The 19,522-nt window shown below is 36.1% G+C and carries 17 protein-coding genes and 2 pseudogenes; 15 read left to right on the top strand and 4 right to left on the bottom strand.

What is annotated here, in order from left to right:
- Positions 1–15 precede the first annotated feature (15 nt).
- Entirely contained in the window at positions 16–279 is a 264-nt protein-coding gene (locus ACIFPW_RS06460) for an RNA polymerase sigma factor (RefSeq protein WP_430242978.1), read from the top strand.
- 607 nt (positions 280–886) lie between these two features.
- Here the strand turns inward: ACIFPW_RS06460 and ACIFPW_RS06455 are convergent.
- A complete protein-coding gene (locus tag ACIFPW_RS06455) occupies positions 887–1,510 on the bottom strand; it encodes an acetate uptake transporter (RefSeq protein WP_430242977.1) in 624 nt (207 codons plus the stop codon).
- 379 nt (positions 1,511–1,889) lie between these two features.
- Between ACIFPW_RS06455 and ACIFPW_RS06450 the strand changes: the two genes are divergently transcribed.
- Positions 1,890–2,957, top strand: a complete 1,068-nt coding sequence (locus ACIFPW_RS06450; protein WP_430242975.1) for a branched-chain amino acid aminotransferase — start codon at positions 1,890–1,892, stop codon at positions 2,955–2,957.
- Between the two features lie 41 nt (positions 2,958–2,998).
- Here the strand turns inward: ACIFPW_RS06450 and ACIFPW_RS06445 are convergent, their stop codons facing one another.
- Positions 2,999–5,383 (bottom strand): penicillin acylase family protein, encoded by a 2,385-nt coding sequence (locus tag ACIFPW_RS06445; RefSeq protein WP_430242973.1) that lies wholly within the window; start codon positions 5,381–5,383, stop codon positions 2,999–3,001.
- Positions 5,384–5,847: 464 nt separating this feature from the next.
- On the opposite strand from ACIFPW_RS06445, the pseudogene ACIFPW_RS06440 reads away from it, so the two are divergent.
- A pseudogene (locus ACIFPW_RS06440) lies at positions 5,848–7,134 on the top strand (IS110 family transposase).
- A 470-nt stretch (positions 7,135–7,604) separates the two neighbouring features.
- On the opposite strand, the gene ACIFPW_RS06435 reads toward ACIFPW_RS06440, so the two are convergent.
- On the bottom strand, positions 7,605–7,997 hold the full coding sequence (locus ACIFPW_RS06435; protein WP_430242971.1) for a hypothetical protein: 393 nt from the start codon (positions 7,995–7,997) through the stop codon (positions 7,605–7,607).
- 641 nt (positions 7,998–8,638) lie between these two features.
- On the opposite strand from ACIFPW_RS06435, the gene ACIFPW_RS06430 reads away from it, so the two are divergent.
- The 9 genes and pseudogenes from ACIFPW_RS06430 to ytxJ all read left to right on the top strand — a co-directional run bounded on the left by ACIFPW_RS06430 (position 8,639) and on the right by ytxJ (position 15,676).
- Complete coding sequence (locus ACIFPW_RS06430; protein ID WP_206894689.1) at positions 8,639–9,016, top strand: GntR family transcriptional regulator; 378 nt, start codon at positions 8,639–8,641, stop codon at positions 9,014–9,016.
- Positions 9,016–9,897, top strand: coding sequence for an ABC transporter ATP-binding protein (locus ACIFPW_RS06425; RefSeq protein ID WP_430242969.1), 882 nt, complete (start codon positions 9,016–9,018; stop codon positions 9,895–9,897). Before ACIFPW_RS06430 ends, ACIFPW_RS06425 begins: the two co-directional genes overlap by 1 nt.
- Positions 9,878–10,489: an ABC-2 transporter permease gene (locus ACIFPW_RS06420; protein ID WP_430242968.1), complete on the top strand. Its 612-nt coding sequence runs from the start codon at positions 9,878–9,880 to the stop codon at positions 10,487–10,489. The genes ACIFPW_RS06425 and ACIFPW_RS06420 overlap by 20 nt, the downstream gene beginning before the upstream one ends.
- Positions 10,490–11,283: 794 nt before the next feature.
- Positions 11,284–11,685 carry a hypothetical protein gene (locus tag ACIFPW_RS06415; RefSeq protein WP_430242966.1) on the top strand — a complete coding sequence of 134 codons (402 nt, stop codon included), beginning with the start codon at positions 11,284–11,286 and terminating at the stop codon, positions 11,683–11,685.
- Positions 11,685–11,891 (top strand): helix-turn-helix transcriptional regulator, encoded by a 207-nt coding sequence (locus ACIFPW_RS06410; RefSeq protein WP_430242964.1) that lies wholly within the window; start codon positions 11,685–11,687, stop codon positions 11,889–11,891. The genes ACIFPW_RS06415 and ACIFPW_RS06410 overlap by 1 nt, the downstream gene beginning before the upstream one ends.
- Before the next feature lie 345 nt (positions 11,892–12,236).
- Positions 12,237–12,734: an AAA family ATPase gene (locus ACIFPW_RS06405; protein WP_430242963.1), complete on the top strand. Its 498-nt coding sequence runs from the start codon at positions 12,237–12,239 to the stop codon at positions 12,732–12,734.
- Between the two features lie 398 nt (positions 12,735–13,132).
- The gene (gene map, locus ACIFPW_RS06400; protein ID WP_430242961.1) at positions 13,133–13,876 is read left to right on the top strand and encodes a type I methionyl aminopeptidase; all 744 of its coding nucleotides are present in this window, start codon (positions 13,133–13,135) and stop codon (positions 13,874–13,876) included.
- A 527-nt stretch (positions 13,877–14,403) separates the two neighbouring features.
- A pseudogene (locus ACIFPW_RS06395) lies at positions 14,404–14,951 on the top strand (GNAT family N-acetyltransferase).
- Positions 14,952–15,310: 359 nt separating this feature from the next.
- A complete protein-coding gene (ytxJ, locus tag ACIFPW_RS06390; protein ID WP_430242959.1) occupies positions 15,311–15,676 on the top strand; it encodes a bacillithiol system redox-active protein YtxJ in 366 nt (121 codons plus the stop codon).
- A 221-nt stretch (positions 15,677–15,897) separates the two neighbouring features.
- Here the strand turns inward: ytxJ and ACIFPW_RS06385 are convergent, their stop codons facing one another.
- Positions 15,898–16,347 (bottom strand): DUF1569 domain-containing protein, encoded by a 450-nt coding sequence (locus tag ACIFPW_RS06385; protein ID WP_430242958.1) that lies wholly within the window; start codon positions 16,345–16,347, stop codon positions 15,898–15,900.
- A 799-nt stretch (positions 16,348–17,146) separates the two neighbouring features.
- Here ACIFPW_RS06385 and ACIFPW_RS06380 point away from each other — a divergent pair.
- The 3 genes from ACIFPW_RS06380 (at position 17,147) to ACIFPW_RS06370 (ending at position 18,909) form a co-directional block, all read left to right on the top strand.
- Positions 17,147–17,791, top strand: coding sequence for a hypothetical protein (locus tag ACIFPW_RS06380; RefSeq protein WP_430242956.1), 645 nt, complete (start codon positions 17,147–17,149; stop codon positions 17,789–17,791).
- 232 nt (positions 17,792–18,023) lie between these two features.
- Positions 18,024–18,482 (top strand): nucleoside deaminase, encoded by a 459-nt coding sequence (locus ACIFPW_RS06375; protein ID WP_430242955.1) that lies wholly within the window; start codon positions 18,024–18,026, stop codon positions 18,480–18,482.
- Between the two features lie 244 nt (positions 18,483–18,726).
- Positions 18,727–18,909 carry a hypothetical protein gene (locus ACIFPW_RS06370; protein ID WP_430242953.1) on the top strand — a complete coding sequence of 61 codons (183 nt, stop codon included), beginning with the start codon at positions 18,727–18,729 and terminating at the stop codon, positions 18,907–18,909.
- Positions 18,910–19,522: the final 613 nt, after the last annotated feature.

The raw sequence follows: 19,522 nt of genomic DNA, 5'->3' as shown, positions 1-19,522 counted from the left end.
ACGGAAGATACTCTCATGAATCAAGCGGATCACGATTGTAACGTAGAAGAAGACTGTGAGATTCTTCTTTTTGAAGAATCTGTGAAAAAAAAGATCCATTTGTTATCCCCGAGATTAAGAGTGGTGATGAAACTTCACTACTATGATCATTTAAAGGAAAGTGAAATAGCATATAAACTGCAGCTATCACCGGGGGCAGTGAAGTCTCGTCTACATCGTGGGCGAATGGCTATGAGAACAAAACTAAGTGATGAATTAACACAAAATCATTCGGCATAATCAAAAAGCGTCCTTACTTAGGTAAGGGCGTTTTTACTTGATGATAAGAGGGCTAATAAAATTGAATTTTTCTGAATTGTATATGAACTAATCTTCAAAGGTGATTGGGTCTTACGAACATAAAAAATAGGAATTTAGATTTTTCGATTGTCGAAAATACAGAACCTTTTCAAAAATTAGCTGAGATAAATTATATCATCAATCATATTAAACAGTTGAGTAAATAAGGATAATGAATTTTAATGGGAGATACGAGGTTAGCCTTGTATTTCATTTTAGCATTTCACAATTAATTGAAAATATATGATCTACATGTTGTATTAAAATGATTTGGAGAGAATCAATTCACTTAATCTGGCTGAGTTGAAAAGAGATTAAAGAGTGTTTTTATAGTTAATTACTAATTAAGTTTACATAATGATATTATGGTTGATATATATAAGCGTGATATGGGGGAAGTTCGCAGTGAAGGAGATAGGTGATACAACTCATTTGATTAGAACTAGATTCGCATTAAGGCAATTCAAAGGCTCCATGATCTTCATAAATCTTTATAAATTATAAAAGAGACAGATGAATCTAGATTCATCTGTCTCTTTACGTGATACTAAGCTTGTTTGAAAATACCGAATGGTTTGCCAATCGGGAGTGTGACTTTGCCAAAGTGAGTATTCAAAACACTCGCAGCTGAGCCATAGAAGCTTAAAATCGCAATGCAGAACTCAGCAATGGCGGCTAAGAAGTGCATGCCTTCAGGGAAAATACCTAAAGTGGAAAATGTGAGTCCGATAAATAAGAAATCAATAAAGACAAAAATAAAGAAAAGTACTTTATGAGTTTCCATAGCTCCAACTGTCATGAAGACACTGAAGATCAAATAGCCGATGTATGCAATGCCTAATTGCTTTGGATCCACAGCGGCAGCCGCAGCGTCTCCAAAAACACCGAATTCGATTAACCATGACGTTCCTACTCCAAGCCAAAACAGTCCAAAAGCTGCGAAGGCTGTCGTACCAAATGTATTATTGTGCTTTGCATCTAGAAAACTAGCGATCAGCTGTGCAATGCCCCCTAGAAAAATCGCCCAAGGGAGTACAAATGAGACGCCATCTGTCCAACTAAGCTTGGCTGATGATGCAACAAGCGTTACCATAGCAAGACCGAATAATCCAATAGCGGATGGATCAGCTGTAACCATTTGCACGCGTTGAGTATTTTGTGTTTGATTCATGATGAGACCTCCTAATAAACATACTTGACTAATTTACATAAAAATCGCCTCTCTTGCAATAGCAAATATTAAAAGGCGTTACCTGAACTGGTTGTTATATTGGTTAAAAACATTGTTACTGTTCACTCGAAATCGCTTACAGTAAAAAGTGAAAAAAGTGTGCTTCAAATGTTGACCAGTAGGACCTGAAATCTAGAATTTGTATGAAATGATAGAGATAGGTGTTAAAAACTGAATTTTTTTACCTTTCTGCACTATAAAGCTTTAATTCAGTAGAGTTTGGCAGTACAATAGATGAATAGTTAATCTACTGCCTTCATGTGGAAGGAGTATGAATTCATTATCATAACCACTTTCAAGAGAGTAAGGAGTCCTGGCCATGAGTACAGATTTAGAAATTGTGAAAAGCACTAATTTGAAAGCGAAGCCTGAGAAGGATCAAATTCCTTTTGGAAGAACGTTCACAGATCACATGTTTGTAATGGATTATGAAACTGAAAAAGGGTGGTATGAACCTCGCATCATTCCATATGAGCCAATCACTCTTGATCCTGCTGCAATGATTTTTCATTACGGTCAAACCGTTTTTGAAGGGTTAAAAGCCTATCGAGCTGATAATCGAATTTTATTGTTTAGACCTGAAAAAAATTTACAGAGACTGAACCTTTCAAGTGAACGTTTAAGCATTCCACATATTGATGAAGAGCGTGTAATGGGCTATCTTAAGGAATTAATTAGCTTGGAGCAAGATTGGGTTCCTTCAACACCTGGAACGTCTCTTTATGTACGTCCTTATATTATTGCAACGGAACCGAATCTATCTGTTGCCCCTTCCCACACATACAAATTGATGATTATTCTCTCACCAGTAGGGTCGTATTTCTCAGGAGGGTTAACTCCAGTGAAAATTAGCGTAGAGGATAAATTTACAAGAGCTGTTAAAGGTGGAACGGGTATGGCCAAAACGGCTGGTAACTACTCATCTGCATATCAAGCGCAAGCGAAAGCATATAAAGATGGAAATGCTGATGTTCTCTGGTTGGACGGGGTAGAGAAGCGTTACATCGAAGAAGTGGGAAGCATGAACATCTTCTTTAAAATCAATGGGGAAGTTGTGACACCTGAATTAAACGGTAGCATTCTCCACGGCATTACGAGAATGTCGGTTATTGAATTGTTAAAGAAATGGGATATCCGTGTTACGGAAAGAAAAGTTTCCATTGAAGAGCTGTATGAGCTATCTCAAAAAGGGCAGCTCGAAGAAGCATTTGGAACAGGAACGGCCGCTGTTATCTCCCCTGTAGGTGAATTAAACTGGGCTGATAAGAAAATGGTCATCAATGATCATGAAATTGGGGAGCTGTCTCAAAAGCTTTATGATACAATCACAGGAATTCAAACTGGAAAATTAGAAGATACGCAGAATTGGACCGTTTCTGTAAAGTAAGAATGCCAAAAGGCTCTCTCATTGACTGAGAGAGCCTTTTGTTATGGTTTTAGAATGAGGTGCTGAGCATTTTCTTCGTAATCATTCATCTTTGTTTCATGATATTCTCCTTCAACCCAATCCGTAATTTGATTATCATACCACTTACTAAAAACGTAGCCGGACTGACCTGGTGAAATGACATTGTAGCTTGTTTGGATATTTGATAAATCAGTAACGCCTCTCCATGGTGCACCATGGGTTACAAGTCCAGTTGTCGTGTTCCACCCAGCAGCACCTACCGTAACGCGGCTGCCACCCATTGCATTTACATCAGGGTTAAACAGGAGGTTTAACGGTTTAATCGCACCTAGCGGGTGTTCAAATGGAACCGAATGGAACGTACCCCATGCCCATTTTTCTGGTGTACGCCCTTGTAAATCAACTGCTCTCGAAACTGCAGCCTGATAAGATTCAGTGACTACGGATGTAAATCCTCCAGACTTCTTTATCCATGGCCCTTCATCCCCGCTTGCAGCTCGTCTTATGAGCTGGTCAACCACCTGGCTTTTACCATCAAAAAGCGGCATCATCTCTTTTTCAATTTCTCCCTCAAATAGAACTTTCTCCATTTCTACTAACCAGAGATGAAAGAGTAGGGGAGCAGCTTCATCTCTACCATCAATATAATTCCATTCATTAAGGACAGATAGCGCTTCTTTTTCAACTGAAGTTAAGTGTTCTCTGTTAAGTTCCTTTATGAGAAGAGGAGTAAATTCTTTTCCCTGTAAATTCACGAAATCATTTTGTAGCTCCATCATGTCTTTTGGTTCAAATTCATCGCTTTCAAGCAAAACTTCTCGAATGCGATCTTGACGATACGGTTGTGCCCATGTATGTGTAATGTGATAGGGGTAGTCTTCTGTTGTGATTTTATTATTTGCAGTAGAAATGAAGCCTTCTTCAGGATTAACAATTGTTGGGAGATCTTCCCATGGGATATAACCTTCCCATTCATATTCATCGTTCCATCCAGGGACTGGCACCATGCTGTCACCATTTTTGCGAATAGGAATTAATCCATTCGCCCGGTAGGCAATCGTGCCGTCAGTAGAAGCAAAAACGAAATTCTGAGCGGGTGTATGAAAAGAGGTTAAGGCACTTTTGAATTCTTCCCAGTTAGATGCTTTATCCATCATTAGAACGGCCTCAAGCTCGCTAGATGGATCAAGGGCTGTCCACCTTAAAGACAATGCAGTATCAGGTTGATCGTCATAAGCAAATTCAGAGAGAATCGGCCCGTGGCGCGTAATAACGACTTCATATGGAATTGGTTCACTATCTTTTACAGGAATGCTTTCATCTATAACTTCTGCTTTCTCCCATTCATCATTATATTGAAATTCAGTCGGATTATCAGGATTTCTTTTCTCAATATAAAGATCTTGAACATCAGGACCAACATTGGTAACACCCCAGGCAATGGAGTCATTTCGTCCAACGATAATACCTGGCACACCAGCAAAGATAACGCCACTTACATTATATTCAGGTGAATTTAAGTGAGTTTCATACCATATCGGTGGGGTACCAAGACCTAGGTGAGGATCATTGGCTAGAAGCGGTTGTCCCGAAGCGGTTTTATCTCCAGAAATGACCCAATTGTTACTCCCATTATATTGATCTGGGATTACTGATTTCGCAAAGCTTTTTGATATATCAAGGTTACTTTCCTTGATTTCTTGAATCACAGTTGAGCCTTCTTCAGGGTAACTTGGGAACAGGTCCACGGCTTCTTCTTCTGAAAAATTCTGCAGAAGATAATAACGAAAGGCTTGACCTTCCCAATGTCCTCCTAGATCAAAAGCCATATATTTTCCGATTGTAAGAGAATCGATTGGATCCCACTCATTAGGCTCATAACCCGCAAGTGTAAATTCAAGCGATAATGAGTTTTCTTCTTTTGCTTGAGTCATATAGGCATTCACACCATCAGCATACCATTGAAGAATTTGTTTCGCTTCTTGAGAGTAGGCATTAAATGAATCTTCTGCAGCTCTTCTTAAACCAAGCGTTCGAAAGAATTTGTCCTTATCAATTGTCGATTCACCAATGACTTCACTGAGAGTTCCAGAAGTTTGCCGACGACTTAAGTCCATTTGAAACATGCGGTCCTGAGCTGTGACGAATCCCTGAGCCATAAATAGATCTTTAGTAGAAGAGGCTTCAATATGAGGAATACCTGAATCATCTCGATAAATGGATACAGATTCCTCCAAGCCTGATAGGATCATTTCCCCCTTTGTCTCAGGAGCTGTTCTTTGAACAAACCAGAAGCTTATAGCGATAGCAATGATCAGTAAAAGTGAAATTCCCCCAAGTAGATAATACGGCCACTTCCTTCTCTGGATCTTAACGTGCTTTTCAGGTGTAACAACCGTGCTCATAACGTCCCCCATTTCGTTTTAACTATATATTACCATAATTATCTTTAGTGATAACGCTTTCTTTTTTGGACTGTAAGGGTATTAAGGCGATAGACTAAAGATAGGTAATAGAGGTTTGATTGAACCGTTCCCGAACCAAATCAAAATAATAAATTTATGTATAAACCTAAATAATTAGACCCCTTAGTTACATAACAATTACTGTTGATGATTTCGAATCAGTGTGTATGATACGAATTGAATCTTTGGTTTGATTAAAATGAATAAGATAGAAAAGTACTGAGTATGGCGGAGAAAAAATCCAAAATATGTTAATTTTAGCGTTGGATAGTAATTGAGTGATGTTCGACAATCGGGCAGCATTCCTGTTATGAAGTAAAATGCTATTTGAGAATAAAACAAGCCCCTTGGTATGATTGTTTTAGCTGGCCAGCATAAAAACAGAATACCAGGAAGCTTATACAATGAATTATAACCAAAATAACAAACTCGCTCAAATTACTTATCAAACGTTAATTGTAGGTGTTGATATTGCGAAATTCAACCATGTAGCGCGTGCTCAAGATTATAGAGGTGTTGAGTTTGGAACATCGCTTCCGTTTGAGAACACCAAAAATGGTTTTGAGAGATTGTTAGAGTGGATTCAAAGTCTTTTGAATGATCATCAAATGAACCAAGTGTTGATAGGCATGGAGCCTACAGGACATTACTGGCTCAATTTAGCCCATTTTCTTAAAGAACATAATATTAAATTCGTTGTAGTAAATCCTTCACACGTGAAGAAATCGAAAGAGTTAGATGATAATTCACCTACGAAGAATGATATAAAAGATGCGAAGGTCATTGCACAACTAGTAAAGGATGGGAGATACGCTGAACCAAATATTCCACAAGGAGTGTATGCAGAACTCTGCGGGGCTAGGAAAATTCGTGATCTCTTATCTGTTGATCTTCAAGTCGTACAAGGTCAAATTCATAACTAGATTGACCGGTATTTCCCTGAATTTTTAACGGTTTTTAAGGACTGGGAAGGCAAAGCAGCGCTACAAATATTGAAGTTAAATTTAATGCCATATGAGTTAGTGAACCTCTCTGATGAAGAGTTAATGGTGCATCTTAGACAAGCTGTTAAACGCGGCGTAGGCTTAGGAAAGATGCAGGAGTTAAAACAAGTAGCCAATCTTTCGATAGGCATACGACAAGGTGCTGAAATGGCTAAACTAGAGATTCAAACACTGTTAGACAAGTATGACTTGATCAAACAAAAGTTCGAAAAAGTTGAATCCAATATGGATTCCCTACTTGAACATATCCCAGGTGTGGACCAAATGCTTGGTATCACGGGCATTGGAAGGGACACTGTTGTTGGCTTCTTCGCAGAGGTAGGAGACCTTAGCTATTATTCTCATCCACGCCAAATTATTAAGCTCGCAGGCTTAAACTTAAAAGAGAATACATCAGGTAAGCACAAGGGTCAGACGAAGATTACAAAGAGAGGCAGAAAGAAATTGAGAGCCCTTTTGTTTAAAGTAGCTATGCCCCTTGTCGCTAAAAACTCGGCATTTAAATCGTTACATGAGTATTATACAAGACGTACCAATAATCCATTGAAGAAGATGCAATCTATGATTGTTTTATGTAACAAGCTCATAAGGATTTTGTTCGCCATCGGTAGAAAGAAATTTGAATTTAGTGAAGCAAGAATGTTGAGTGACATTCCTCATTTAGCCGACTTACAACCAGCAGCTTAGGGTTTCTTTTTCGGAATAAATTATAGTCTAGCTCATTTTATAGTAGACATTTGAAGCACGGATTAATCAGTAAAACCAACAATAATACGGACAATGATCCTGTCGGGCAGCATGACTGACATCCACCTCATGGAAAGGTTGTACGAAGGAATTTTAGAGCATTGACTCTGTGAGACATGGGAGGGTTCACCTCCATGAGATCTGTGGACATCCTCTAGTGCGATCATAAATAATCATACATCCTATTTAAAAATTGTACGAAGTAGGATATAGATTCTCAGGCTCCTAAAGTCCATAATTAGACATAAATACAACATAATTCCATGATTCTAATGTCCACTAAATATGAATGACTATGAAAATCTAAGAAAACTAGAGAAATCGTAAGATTGTCCTTTCTTTATAGAGGGAGGGAGGATTGTGCAATAAAAACTGGTTAGAAAAAGTAAAAATAGCCATCTCTTTGATGGCTATTTTAATGAATTTGCAATATCAACAAGCATATCAGGAGATACTTTTTCAGGACTTGCACTATCTAAACTCAATCTATATTGCCAGCCTTCATCTTCAAAAAATAAAACGATAAATCTTCCTAGTTTTTTGTTACTTAATAAAGCACTTGTCCCATCTTTTAATGGAATTGTCCTATCAATTAGGTTAGGATTTAAAGTTAGCTTATATCTGGATGGTTTAATTGAAATTATATAATGATTTTTTGTTGCATCTTTATTAATATACGTGATCTCTAATTCGTCATTAATATCCCCCTCTAAATCATCAAATCGACCGAAACTATGCGTAAACGTGATAGGGGGGGAATTGTACAGGTAATTCGATTTTTTTTCGATAAAACTTTTCAGCATCGTCAACAGCCTTATGCACTTCTTTAAAGCCAATATCATATAAGGAATTTTCAAATTGTTCATTAGTATAATTTGCTTCAACATCTATGGCTGTTAATTGTAACCAAAAAGATGTTAATAAAGAGAATACTACAAACGTTTTAATATCGTACACGCCCCTCTTAAAAGTTCTAGTGACGTTATTTTTCCCTAAGTGTTAATTGTTATTAATATTGAGCTAAGTGTTTACGCTATTCTTCAACGGGGACATTTATTAAAGAAGGAGAAATGATCTTTGGTTATTCCTCTATCTCGGAGCTTATCTGTAATAAGATAGGCTTCTTTTTGTTGAAGAAAAGGTTGAGTTCTCTTAAACGGTCTGGGTAATTGGTAATGATTAGATATTCAGAAAAATTAAGCCAATGCTATTGAAGAGTTATATGACTTTTGAAACCTGGCATTTTTTTATATTTCAACTCAAGGATGGACTCGATATTTTCTTCCATTTGAATGAGGATACTTTATTGAATAAGGTAAAAGAGTCAATTTCACACTAATTGAAAAATACCCTCTTACCTAACAATTATTTTTACATGAAATCATTGTGTATATTGTATATATTATATATAATGACTTATATACAATTTAAGGAAGGTTATGGAATGAAAATTATACTTTCAAATCGAGAGAAACAATCCATGTATGTACAAATCTACAACCAAATCAAAAATCAGATTCTCTCTAATGAAGTTAAGGTGGGATATTTACTGCCATCAATGCGACAGTTGGCGAAAGAGTTGAACGTCAGTCTCATTACGACTAAACGGGCCTATGAAGAGCTTGAGAAGGACGGTTTTATTTTTTCCGTTGTAGGAAGAGGTTCATTTGTGTCGGATCAAAATGACGAGATGATTAAGGAAGGTAAGATGAGAGGGATTGAAGAGCAGCTATCAGCAGCGGTACAAAACAGCAAAGATATTGGTCTTCCACTTACTGAGTTACAGGAATTGCTTACTATTTTGTACAGGGAGGAAGAATAATGGAACCTGTGGTAGAACTGAACAATGTGACTAAATCATTTGATGGATTTACACTGAAGAATTTTTCGCTGACCGTTAAAAAAGGGTTTGTGCATGGATTTATCGGTGGAAACGGGGTTGGGAAGTCCACTACGATTAAGATGATGATGAACTTACTCGAGCCAGATAGTGGGAATGTATCTGTGTTTGGGTCATCTTATAAGGAACGAGAGAAAGAAATTAAACAGCGAATCGGTTTTGTTTACGATGAAAACGTCTTCTATGAACAACTTACTTTAGCTCAAATGAAGGATATAGTTAAAAGGGCGTACAATATGTGGGATGATGATCTGTTTTATAAGTATGTAAAAACCTTTCAACTTCCACTTAAAAAGCCGATCAAAACTTTTTCTAAAGGCATGATGATGAAAGCTTCTTTAGCCTTCGCTTTATCCCACCATGCAGAGCTCATTATAATGGATGAGCCCACATCAGGACTCGACCCAATTTTCAGAAGAGAGCTGCTTGAGATTCTGCAACAACTGATGATGGATGGAGAAAAGACGATTTTCTTCTCAACTCATATCACAACAGATTTAGATACGATTGCGGATTATATTACCTTTATTCATAACGGTGAACATATCTTTACGAAGGATCTTAATGAAATAAGCGAGGAGTATGCCATTGTCAAAGGCGGACTTGAGCTACTTGATCAGGAAACTGAAGGAGCATTTGTAGCCATTCAGAAATCATCATTTGGGTTTGTGGCTTTAACCGATCATAAATGCGAGGTGGAAGAGATGTTCGGGGAAACGGTCCTTATTGAAAAACCGACGCTTGAAGATATTATGTTTTTTACGAAGAAGGGGGAACCATCACATGCTCAACTTAGTTCGTAAAGATATTGTGATGCAAAAGAACTTGTTGGCGCTTCTTATGCTAATGTTATGTGGATATTCAGCTCTTGGGGTTTCTTCAATTATCTATCCAGGACTTATATTCTGCCTCTCGATCTTTATGAGTGCTATCTCTTTGGATGAGAAATTGAACATACATATGTTTCTAAACTCTTTACCGTACACTAGGAAACAAATCGTTGGTTCGAAGTATGTGGTCTTCGTATTGTTTACATGTATGGTGGCGCTGGCGTTATTAGTTGGAAAACTTGTTTTTCACGGTGAATTCACCTTATGGAAGGACTTTCTGCTCATGTTCACGATTGTTCTCACAACAGCCTCTTTTTTATTGCCGTTTAGTTATCAATTTAAGACCCAATATCTTTACGTGGGCTTTATTGGATTATTTGGTCTTTATTTACTGACAATTAATATCCTAATTCCGAATTTACTTGATCGGATTAGGCAGGTCGTTCACCTTATCCTGACAACATCAAGTCCTTCCTTATTTATAGGGATAGGAATCTATGTTGTAGTTTTATATGGCTTTTCTTGGCTTCTCTCTATTCGCATATATCAGCGTAAAGTGTTTTAGTGGTTTAATAACTAGGAGGAGAAGGGGAGGCGTTTAATGTTGGCATCACCAGGAAGTCAACTAAACCACTAGCATCAGTGAATCCTAAAGAATTTACTTCTCACCATCATCGGACTTGTTTTTTGATATAAACTCAAGTTTAAATCTAAGTTGTTCCATTAAATCGGAGCTATTGCTCAATTGAGTGCAAGCCTCTATAACATATGTAACGGAGCAAAATAAATTTGACCTTTTTCACAGAATGCAGTAGATGGAATTTAAGATGTTATTTTTGGAGGAGAGAGGGATGCAGGAGAAGATCAACATTTGTTCATTTATCTGTTCATTTATTTGCGTGTTATTATTTTTAATAGTTTCATTCTCAGGTTGGTTCAGTATTTCCATAATCGGAATTCACCCTTTAACAATAGTTTTATTTATTTCGTTATTTACATTTCTTGCTGGATTATTTGGTTTGTCTGGTATTAGAGACTGGAAAGGTATGACGAGAAGTCTATTCACAATGATAATATCCCTTAGTTTGACGGTTCTTCTGAGTGGGATTTTACTTTTTGGAAGTTTACTTAACTAAAATTGCGCTCGTAAATGTTTTACTTAAAGTGTTCAACAATCTCGGAGCAATTGTTGAATAAATACGGGAACACCACTCTGATGGCGTTCTCTTTTTTTGCTTTAATAATAATGAGCTATTACGTATATTTTCGGAAAAATTAAAAAATAATACACAAAACCAATATTATGTTATATATTTATAACATAAGGTTAATTATTTCTAACAAAAGGAGGTAAGAGAGTTGAATTCAAAGACTGCGTTGATTCTTGTTTCTATTCTGTCAGCTTCGATTGCTGCAGGACTCCTATTTCAGATGTTCACGGTATTCAGTAACGATGCGATGACGACTTCTGAGTTAATTTTAACGATCACGACCATGGTGGTCATGCTCCTACTTATACCCATCTTTCTACGGTTATGGAAAAATATTAAAGAGGGTATCCCTCACGATGATGAACTTTCTCAGAAGATGAAAATGTTCGCAGCAGGATATTCTTATTTTTCTTCGCTTATTATCTGGCTCGCCCTCTTTGCTTTCCACAAGCACATTCAACAGGATGATCTACTGATGTTAGGACTCTCCGGAATGATCTTCAGCTTTGGAATCAATTGGTTATTAGTTAGAAGGAAAGGATTTCAGTAATGAACACAAGAATGAAAGAATTGCGAGCAGCTCTTAAACTAACACAGGCAGATCTCGCAAAACGCGTGAACGTTCGAAGAGAAACGATCGTGTTTCTCGAAAAAGGGGAATACAACCCATCTCTTAAACTAGCAGTCAAAATCGCAAGACAGTTAAATTCAAGGATTGAGGATGTGTTTATTCTAGACGAAGATGATTTGAGATAAGTGCCTTGATAGAACAACTTTTTGAAAATGTATCGTAGAAACGGTAGCTCTCTTATAAGGTTATTTATCTACCCTGACCAATAAGACCCAATTCAAATGAGCGACGAATTTCTACCGATTCGTGCGCTCTATTTATGTTTTGATCCTTGTTACACAAATATCCGGATTGAGATTGTAGGGAACTTATTGATTGCTTTTTGGTTAAATGTGGTAAAAATGTTTTAGGATACAATATTGAAGTTGTTCAATAAACGGGAGCTATTGCTGCAAAAACGCTATATTTTGTTGGACAAACGAAGTAAGGTGGGTCAACAACCACTAGATTAAGCGCGGGGGTTAGAAAATATGAAACAATTAGGCACGCTATACTTTTTCTGTGGAAAAATGGGCGCAGGAAAAACAACTAAATCAAAACAATTGGCGCTCGATAAACATGCGGTACTATTGTCTGAAGATGAATGGCTTTCATCTCTTTATCCGAATCAGATTGTATCATTTGAGGACTATCTAAAATTCTCGGCGCAACTCAAGCCGTTGTTAAAAAAGCATGTCCAAAACATATTAAGTGTCGGTTCAGATGTAGTGATGGATTTTCCAGCTAACACTCAAAAACAGCGGAAGTGGTTTTTAGATATGGCGTCAGAAGTACATGCAAGCCATCAACTAATTTTCATTAATGTAAATAATGAGCAATGCTTAAGTCAAATTGCTCAAAGGCGTAACGAACAGCCCGAAAGAGCAGCTTTTGACACGAAAGAGGGGTTTATCCATGTTACTAAATTTTTTGAAACACCAGAAGCATCTGAGGGTTTAAATATCTTAGAATTTAGTGGAAAAGAATAATAAGTAATGTAACACAGCTTAATAAGGAACAGAACAAAATCGTTTGCAACGGGTGGTAACGGATGCGATAGTTTAAAATCTACTTTAAACTATCTTGAAATCAAGTCTACAGTATAATCAGAGCAACTCTTCAATATCGTCCTTTGGTATTTAGAAACTAATCAAGATGAGCTGAATGGATAAGCATTAAAGGGGTATGCAACAATCTCGGAGCGTTAATCTAAAAAGGATTACGCTCCTTTTTGTTTAAGTTAATAACAGGGCAATTTAACGGAAAAAGAGGTTGTCATATTCAATCCATAAAAGGGCCAGAGATTGTTGAAGAAAAACCTGTTCAGTTTATGCTAGAAACTAAATGGAATACTAATCATAAAATACATTAAAAAGTGGGGAAATCAATGGTTGCAAAAACTAAAAAGGATTTTGATGGATTGAAAATAATTGGTGAAATTTGTGGAGCGATTCGTGATGAATTGGTCCATAGTACGAAACCCGGAATTACGACAAAAGAACTCGATGAAATTGCAAGAGAGATGTTTGAAAAGGCAGAAGCTCAATCTGCGCCAAAAAGAGAATACGATTTTCCTGGGTATACGTGTATTAGTATAAATAATGAAGTGGCGCATGGGATTCCGAAGAGAAAACGGGTCATCCATGAAGGAGATTTAGTGAATATAGACGTTTCAGGTTCAAAAAACGGATATTACGCAGATACTGGAATTTCATTTGTAGTAGGGAAAGGAGACGCGGCATTACAAAAAATATGTGACGTTTCTAAAGAGGCATTCCATGCTGGACTTAAGCAGGCAAAGCCAGGTTCAAAAAAAAGTGTTCTCGGAAAGGCTGCCCACAATGTAGCGAAACGCCATGGCTTAACAGTAATAAAAAATCTTACTGGGCACGGTATTGGACGTTCGCTTCATGAAGAACCTAAACATATTTTTAATTATTTCGCTAGTTGGGATGATGAAATCTTGAAAGATGGTGCGGTAATTGCCTTTGAGCCTATGATCTCTACATTCGAAGAGGAAGTTTTCGAATCTGAAGATGGATGGACTTTCTTAACCAATGAAAGCTTTGTGGCTCAATACGAACATACGGTTATTCTTACAAATGAAGGACCCCTTATTACGACATTATAAAAAGCACAACTCGGCAATCGAGCGCAACTCAAGAATATTGAATTTAGTCCATTGTTCTATTAAATCGGAGCTTATCTTTAATTAGATAGGCTCTTTTGGGGAAAAAGATGGATTTATTAGTTCTATTTTGAAATAATTGGTATTAAGCATTTTGACTTAGATTAGATGCTAATAAAACTATTGTATTGCTTTTAGGAGGATTTTTATTTGAATACCAAAAAACTTGATTTGATTATCTTATTAACTCTGACCGTTGCAGTTCCGGTATGTACAATTCTACCGTACCTTGGAATAATTCCAGACTTTTTACTATTCTTCATCTTGCCAGTAGGAATTATCTTTTGCCTCATAGGAGTAATGGCTTCTGTTCTAAGGATACAAACTAGTAGTTGGAAACAATCACAACAAATATCAATGTTCCACAATCTCGGAGCAAGAGCTGAAGATCGATACATAGATTCGTATCCTCTTTATATGTGTAAGCTAAACATGAAAATAGAAAAACAATGTTAAGGGAAGGATCATGAATGGAAAAACACAATCCAATAATTGAAACAGATAGATTAATACTAAGAGAAGTAGTCGTAGAGGATGCTTTGGATATGTATCACTATTTGTCCGATGAAGAAGTCGTAAAACATATGGGTTTACCGCCTGCCCAAAGTGTTGAAGAAGTAATGGATGAAATCGACTGGTATCATTCAATAATAAAAGAAGGAACAGGCATTAGGTGGGGCGTTACTTTAAAAGACTCAGGTAAGATTATAGGTAGTTGCGGGTATTTAAATATGCAGCCCAAACATTATAAAGCTGAAGTTGGATTTGAATTAAATAAAAATTATTGGGGAAAGGCATTGCCTCAGAAGCGCTAGAAACTATTATTAAGTATGGATTTAATCACTACCATTTAGAACGGATAGAGGCTTTAATAGAGCCTACTAATATTCAATCCCATAGATTGGTTAGCAAACTAGGTTTTACAAAAGAAGGTTTACTCAGGAGCTATGAATATACTCTTGGTAAGTTTGATGATTTATATATGTATTCAATTATTAAAAGAGATCTTATCAAGTAATAGAACCGTAATGGTTTTAAGGAAGGTATCTTGATACTGCGCCTTAATTAATCTCGGAGCGATAGCTGTAAAGCGGCTATCACTTAATTTTTATGACGGAACAAATTTTTGAAACGTTTCCAGCATGAAATCGTATCTAATGTAATGTAGCTTTTAGTTCAATGAATAAAGCTGTAGGGAGAATAATGTGAAAACGAAATCAAAGTACCGTGGGTTAGGAATTGCTCTTGGTTTATCATGGGCACCAGCATAGGGATAGCTGTGAATCAACTAGCGATTAGTCTTATGTTGGGTATCCTATTAGGTTTGGTCCTTGGTTCCATGATTGATAATAGGAGTAATCGATAGAACTAGTAGGAATGATTAACTTTTTTGGAGGAATGAAAATGAACTCTATTCATGAATTGACATCTCTTGAAGATTGGTGGGATCTGTGGAGACAATCGATGCATTCGCCGGTATTAGTCTTTAAACATAGCACATCTTGTATGATTAGTTCTAGAGCCTTCAAACACTTGAGGAACTTCCAAAAGGTAGGGGGAGGAATAGTGGACTGTTATATGGTAAAGGTTGTTGAAAGCAGAAGAATTTCTAATGAGATTGCAAAGGTTACAAACATACCTCACAAATCACCACAACTACTACTCATAGATAAACAACAAATTATTTGGCATACATCTCATTGGAAGATTACAAAAAAACGTATACAGAAAGCAATTTGTTAATACTCGGGTGCAAGGAGTTTTTTAAAAGTTAAAGCAGATTAGAGGTGCACGTTAACTCTAAGACAATGATTTTAACAAAAGGCCTTGAAATCAAGCCTTCCATTGTATCGTAGCGATTGATCAATAGAGTCCTAGCTCTTTTTTATTAAGCATAAGGAATATCAGGGCTATTGGCAAAGCAGAATAGTTTAAGATAGTCCGGTATATTTAAACTCCTGCTACTAAACTCCAAATTGTTTTAAATGGTGGTCAAGATGCTTGTAGATACCTTTTCCCCATTGGTGGGAAGAAAGTTTTCCGAAAAAAGGATGTGGATGATCTGTACAGGACTCTGGTCCATTCTTTTGAAATGTTATTATTTTTTGTTTTAGTTTTTCTCTTTCAACTTCAAAATCTCTTTTAGATGTAATTAAAATGGTTGGAATAGTCGGCATATTGTGCTCCAAAGGTTTGTCATTATAAAAGATGGGTTTTGCAAATCTACCTACTAATATTCCTAACAAACCTCTTTTAGGGAAAGAATCTCCCAATGCGATATCTTGGAAAGATGAGCAATGAGCTAACATTTGAGAAACATCCATTTGACCCCATATTGCTTGTGAATTTACATTTAAGTTATCGATACGAATTAATATTTCATCTGTATGCTTGATCTCGAAAATATTTTTCATTAGAATCCTCCTTTAGTTTTTAAAACTAAAAAATCCCATTAATTATTATAGAGTTCACCGTCACCGTTGTTAATCCTTTAAACTAACGGGTGCTTTAATTTAAAATCTGCTTCAAGATATACCTTGGAATCAAGTCTTCAGATTAGCGGGAAACTCAAGAATATGGAAATTAATCTATTGTTCCGTTAAATCGAAGCGATAGCTAAAATTTTGGTATCACTTATTGTGCTCACGGAGCCGTTTGAATTAATTTTATCTACAATGCAGTAAGGGTGATTTTATGATTGGTTTATTTTTTATGTATTTTCTCATTTTGTTTTTGATTGCAAGATTGATTAGCCTGTCTGGAAATATAAGATGGGTACCCACAATAAGAACCACAGTCAGGAAGGACGCAAAGATAGCAGCAATTATATCTTTATGTTTTGTGATTTTTCTTTAGCTAACGGATAGGCTAGTGCTTGTTACATTTAATTTAGTAGTGTCTCAATCATTTAAATGGTAATGAAATAGGGGGATTATATGGATATGGGTGCTGCTTCTATAATGTTGATTTTTGTTACGGTAATACCTATCGTAGCTGTTATTTATATTATTAGAGCGTTCTTGAAGAAATAAATACATAAACACTCTTCTATTATATAGGAGCGTTAATCTAAAAGGATTACGCTCTATTTTGTTTTAGCTAGTAAAAGGTCAGTTAATGGGAGGTGTATATGGATTCTGAAGTTCTCAAACAAATTGGATAGTAGAGTTCAGTAAAGTCAAAATGATATGTTGGTGTGTAGAAGATGAGAGGATGGGTAGTTATTATAAAATCAAAAAATTACTTTTAACTATTTTAACATTGATGTTATTTCTTTTGAGTGCTTGTCAAACGAATAATGTAAAAGAAGAGCCATATGATGGCGTGCTGTTAAAGATTGCAGTTGTTGGTGAACAACCTAATGTTAGAGAGGAACAGATAAATTTTAATGAATTATCTCTAAGTGAGTTACATCATTCAAACTTAAGAAAGTATGATGCAGTATTCATTATGGAAGACCATTTATCTGATGCTTCAAAATCAAAATATGTAGAAATGTATAAGAGTAAAAACATTCCATTCTTCTTTGTAGGCTCGCGAGCAAATACTATACCTTTTCAAGATTTAGAAAATCCCGTGTCTTATGAAGAAGAAGCGGAAAGGATTAATGGTACGCAAAATTTTATATCAGGAATTTTGTATGAGGGAGAAGAAAAAGGCTATCGTGGTTGGAAACTTGCATACCCAATTAAAAGCAGTGAAGTTCAACGAGATAATGTAAAAGGAATATACTCTAAGGTATTCAAGGTCGTTGAGAATGAAGTAAAAAAATTCTTAAACTACAGGTGGCTTAGCTCAAAATCTGAGGATATCTTGAATTCAAATTTTCCAGTAAAATCGGAGCTTATCTATAAATAGATTTGTAGTACACAAATAATACAATCTTCAACGAATATACAGGTAGTCAATTTGTTATTGGAGATAAGGTTAAGACTTGGGATACTAGCCTACCAATTGATAGTAATTCATCGGAATTTCTTTCATTCATTTATGACATGGGAGATTTGAGGCGTTTGTTTAGAGAAGGATGGCAAGTGAGATGTACTTCCTTTATAATGAGGGATAATTCAACAGGGAATGGAGAGCTTCTATGACGTACAACGATGAATATTACATGAAGATAGCTATCCAACAAGCTTCAAAATCAAGAGCAGAAGGAAACGAACCTTTTGGTGCAATCCTGGTTAAAGGCAATGAAATTGTAAAAGTTGCTGAGAATAAAGTACATACCCACTCAGATCCTACTTACCATGCAGAAATAGGTCTAATCAGAGATTTTTGTTCAGAGAATCAGCTATTTGATTTGGAGGAATACACCCTGTACACTAGCTGCGAGCCTTGTGTAATGTGTTCAGGTGCAATGGTTTGGTCAAATCTAGGTAAATTAGTATATAGCGTTACACACGATCAATTAGCACAAATAGCAGGTGACAACATAATGATTTCCTGTAAAGATGTATTTACTAAAAGCCCACTTAAACCTTCAGTGGTAGAACAAGTATTGAATGACGAAGGTTTGAAGGTATTTGATGGATACACGTTTGGATAAAACAGTATGATAGTAAGTAACCCCAGGCAAAAAATCTTTTGTCTGGTTTTTTTAGCAGCAAGGGAGCGAATTAGAAGAAAGGATTGTAAAGTAGTATCATAGTTTCCAATAAACTCGGAGCTTACTTGTATTAAGATAAGCTCCATTTATCTGAAATAAAGATTGAGTTATGCTTCCTGATTTGAAATAATTGGAATTAATACCCAGGGAAGTTTACTTAAGAAAAATTATGGAGGTGTCAAATATGTCTAAAGAAGTTATTTTTATCTTAGTTATAGTATCTATGGCTATATGGGTTACGGTGTCTAAAGAGGCTGTAAAACCTTCAAAGGAAATAAACTGGTGGAAAATGATAACATTACTGTCTGCTGGTTCTTTATCTACATTAGTTATAACCCTTACTCTTTTTCAAAGTCTGTCGTTTTAGTTCCGTTAATTCGGAAAAATGCTGTCATAAAGGAGCACAGTAGAGGTTGAAGACCGATCTTCATTAATCGTACGCTCAACGTTTTTTTACATATCAGATCAACTTAAAGAAAACATTAACCTCTCTTTCTGGTGATAAGGATACTTTCTACTATATATGATATCGTAAAAGTTGTATTAAAACCTGATGATTATTATGAGAAGGAACAAGGAATATTTATGATAAATAAAATGGATGATGTTGGTATCCGCATACTCATACTTGTATCGCTCGATGAGCAATCATGAAAAACAGCGTTAATTCATTCACATAATGATCAAGCAAAGGTAACTGGAGAGGAAGTATCTGCACCATCCCTAAAAAAATTTTAAACGAGTCAAATGTTAACGTGACAAACCTAGATCAAGAGATTGAAATGTTATCATGTGTACTTAAACATAATAAAGTAATGAAAATGAGAATAAGTCTGCCGTTCAAATTGGATGGCGGGCTTATTTTCATATTTATTACAGTACCTTAATAAATTTTTAATTATCTTAAAATAACTAAATATTTGAAAAACAAAAAATGTTTTTGTTTATATTAAAGGGTTTCAAACTTTTTTTGACTTTAA

This window comes from Pseudalkalibacillus sp. NRS-1564, from assembly GCF_050467905.1.
Taxonomy (GTDB): Bacteria; Bacillota; Bacilli; order Bacillales; family Guptibacillaceae; genus Guptibacillus; species Guptibacillus hwajinpoensis_B.
This window is presented reverse-complemented; position numbering and strand designations above follow the sequence as displayed.

What these genes read in the sequence shown, in the direction of transcription:
- ACIFPW_RS06460 (WP_430242978.1), top strand. Translation starts at nt 16, where the DNA reads ATGAATCAAGCGGATCACGATTGTAACGTAGAAGAAGACTGTGAGATT.
- ACIFPW_RS06455 (WP_430242977.1), bottom strand. Translation starts at nt 1,510, where the DNA reads ATGAATCAAACACAAAATACTCAACGCGTGCAAATGGTTACAGCTGAT.
- ACIFPW_RS06450 (WP_430242975.1), top strand. Translation starts at nt 1,890, where the DNA reads ATGAGTACAGATTTAGAAATTGTGAAAAGCACTAATTTGAAAGCGAAG.
- ACIFPW_RS06445 (WP_430242973.1), bottom strand. Translation starts at nt 5,383, where the DNA reads ATGAGCACGGTTGTTACACCTGAAAAGCACGTTAAGATCCAGAGAAGG.
- ACIFPW_RS06435 (WP_430242971.1), bottom strand. Translation starts at nt 7,997, where the DNA reads ATGCTGAAAAGTTTTATCGAAAAAAAATCGAATTACCTGTACAATTCC.
- ACIFPW_RS06430 (WP_206894689.1), top strand. Translation starts at nt 8,639, where the DNA reads ATGAAAATTATACTTTCAAATCGAGAGAAACAATCCATGTATGTACAA.
- ACIFPW_RS06425 (WP_430242969.1), top strand. Translation starts at nt 9,016, where the DNA reads ATGGAACCTGTGGTAGAACTGAACAATGTGACTAAATCATTTGATGGA.
- ACIFPW_RS06420 (WP_430242968.1), top strand. Translation starts at nt 9,878, where the DNA reads ATGCTCAACTTAGTTCGTAAAGATATTGTGATGCAAAAGAACTTGTTG.
- ACIFPW_RS06410 (WP_430242964.1), top strand. Translation starts at nt 11,685, where the DNA reads ATGAACACAAGAATGAAAGAATTGCGAGCAGCTCTTAAACTAACACAG.
- ACIFPW_RS06405 (WP_430242963.1), top strand. Translation starts at nt 12,237, where the DNA reads ATGAAACAATTAGGCACGCTATACTTTTTCTGTGGAAAAATGGGCGCA.
- map (WP_430242961.1), top strand. Translation starts at nt 13,133, where the DNA reads ATGGTTGCAAAAACTAAAAAGGATTTTGATGGATTGAAAATAATTGGT.
- ytxJ (WP_430242959.1), top strand. Translation starts at nt 15,311, where the DNA reads ATGATTAACTTTTTTGGAGGAATGAAAATGAACTCTATTCATGAATTG.
- ACIFPW_RS06385 (WP_430242958.1), bottom strand. Translation starts at nt 16,347, where the DNA reads ATGAAAAATATTTTCGAGATCAAGCATACAGATGAAATATTAATTCGT.
- ACIFPW_RS06380 (WP_430242956.1), top strand. Translation starts at nt 17,147, where the DNA reads ATGGGTAGTTATTATAAAATCAAAAAATTACTTTTAACTATTTTAACA.
- ACIFPW_RS06375 (WP_430242955.1), top strand. Translation starts at nt 18,024, where the DNA reads ATGACGTACAACGATGAATATTACATGAAGATAGCTATCCAACAAGCT.
- ACIFPW_RS06370 (WP_430242953.1), top strand. Translation starts at nt 18,727, where the DNA reads ATGTCTAAAGAAGTTATTTTTATCTTAGTTATAGTATCTATGGCTATA.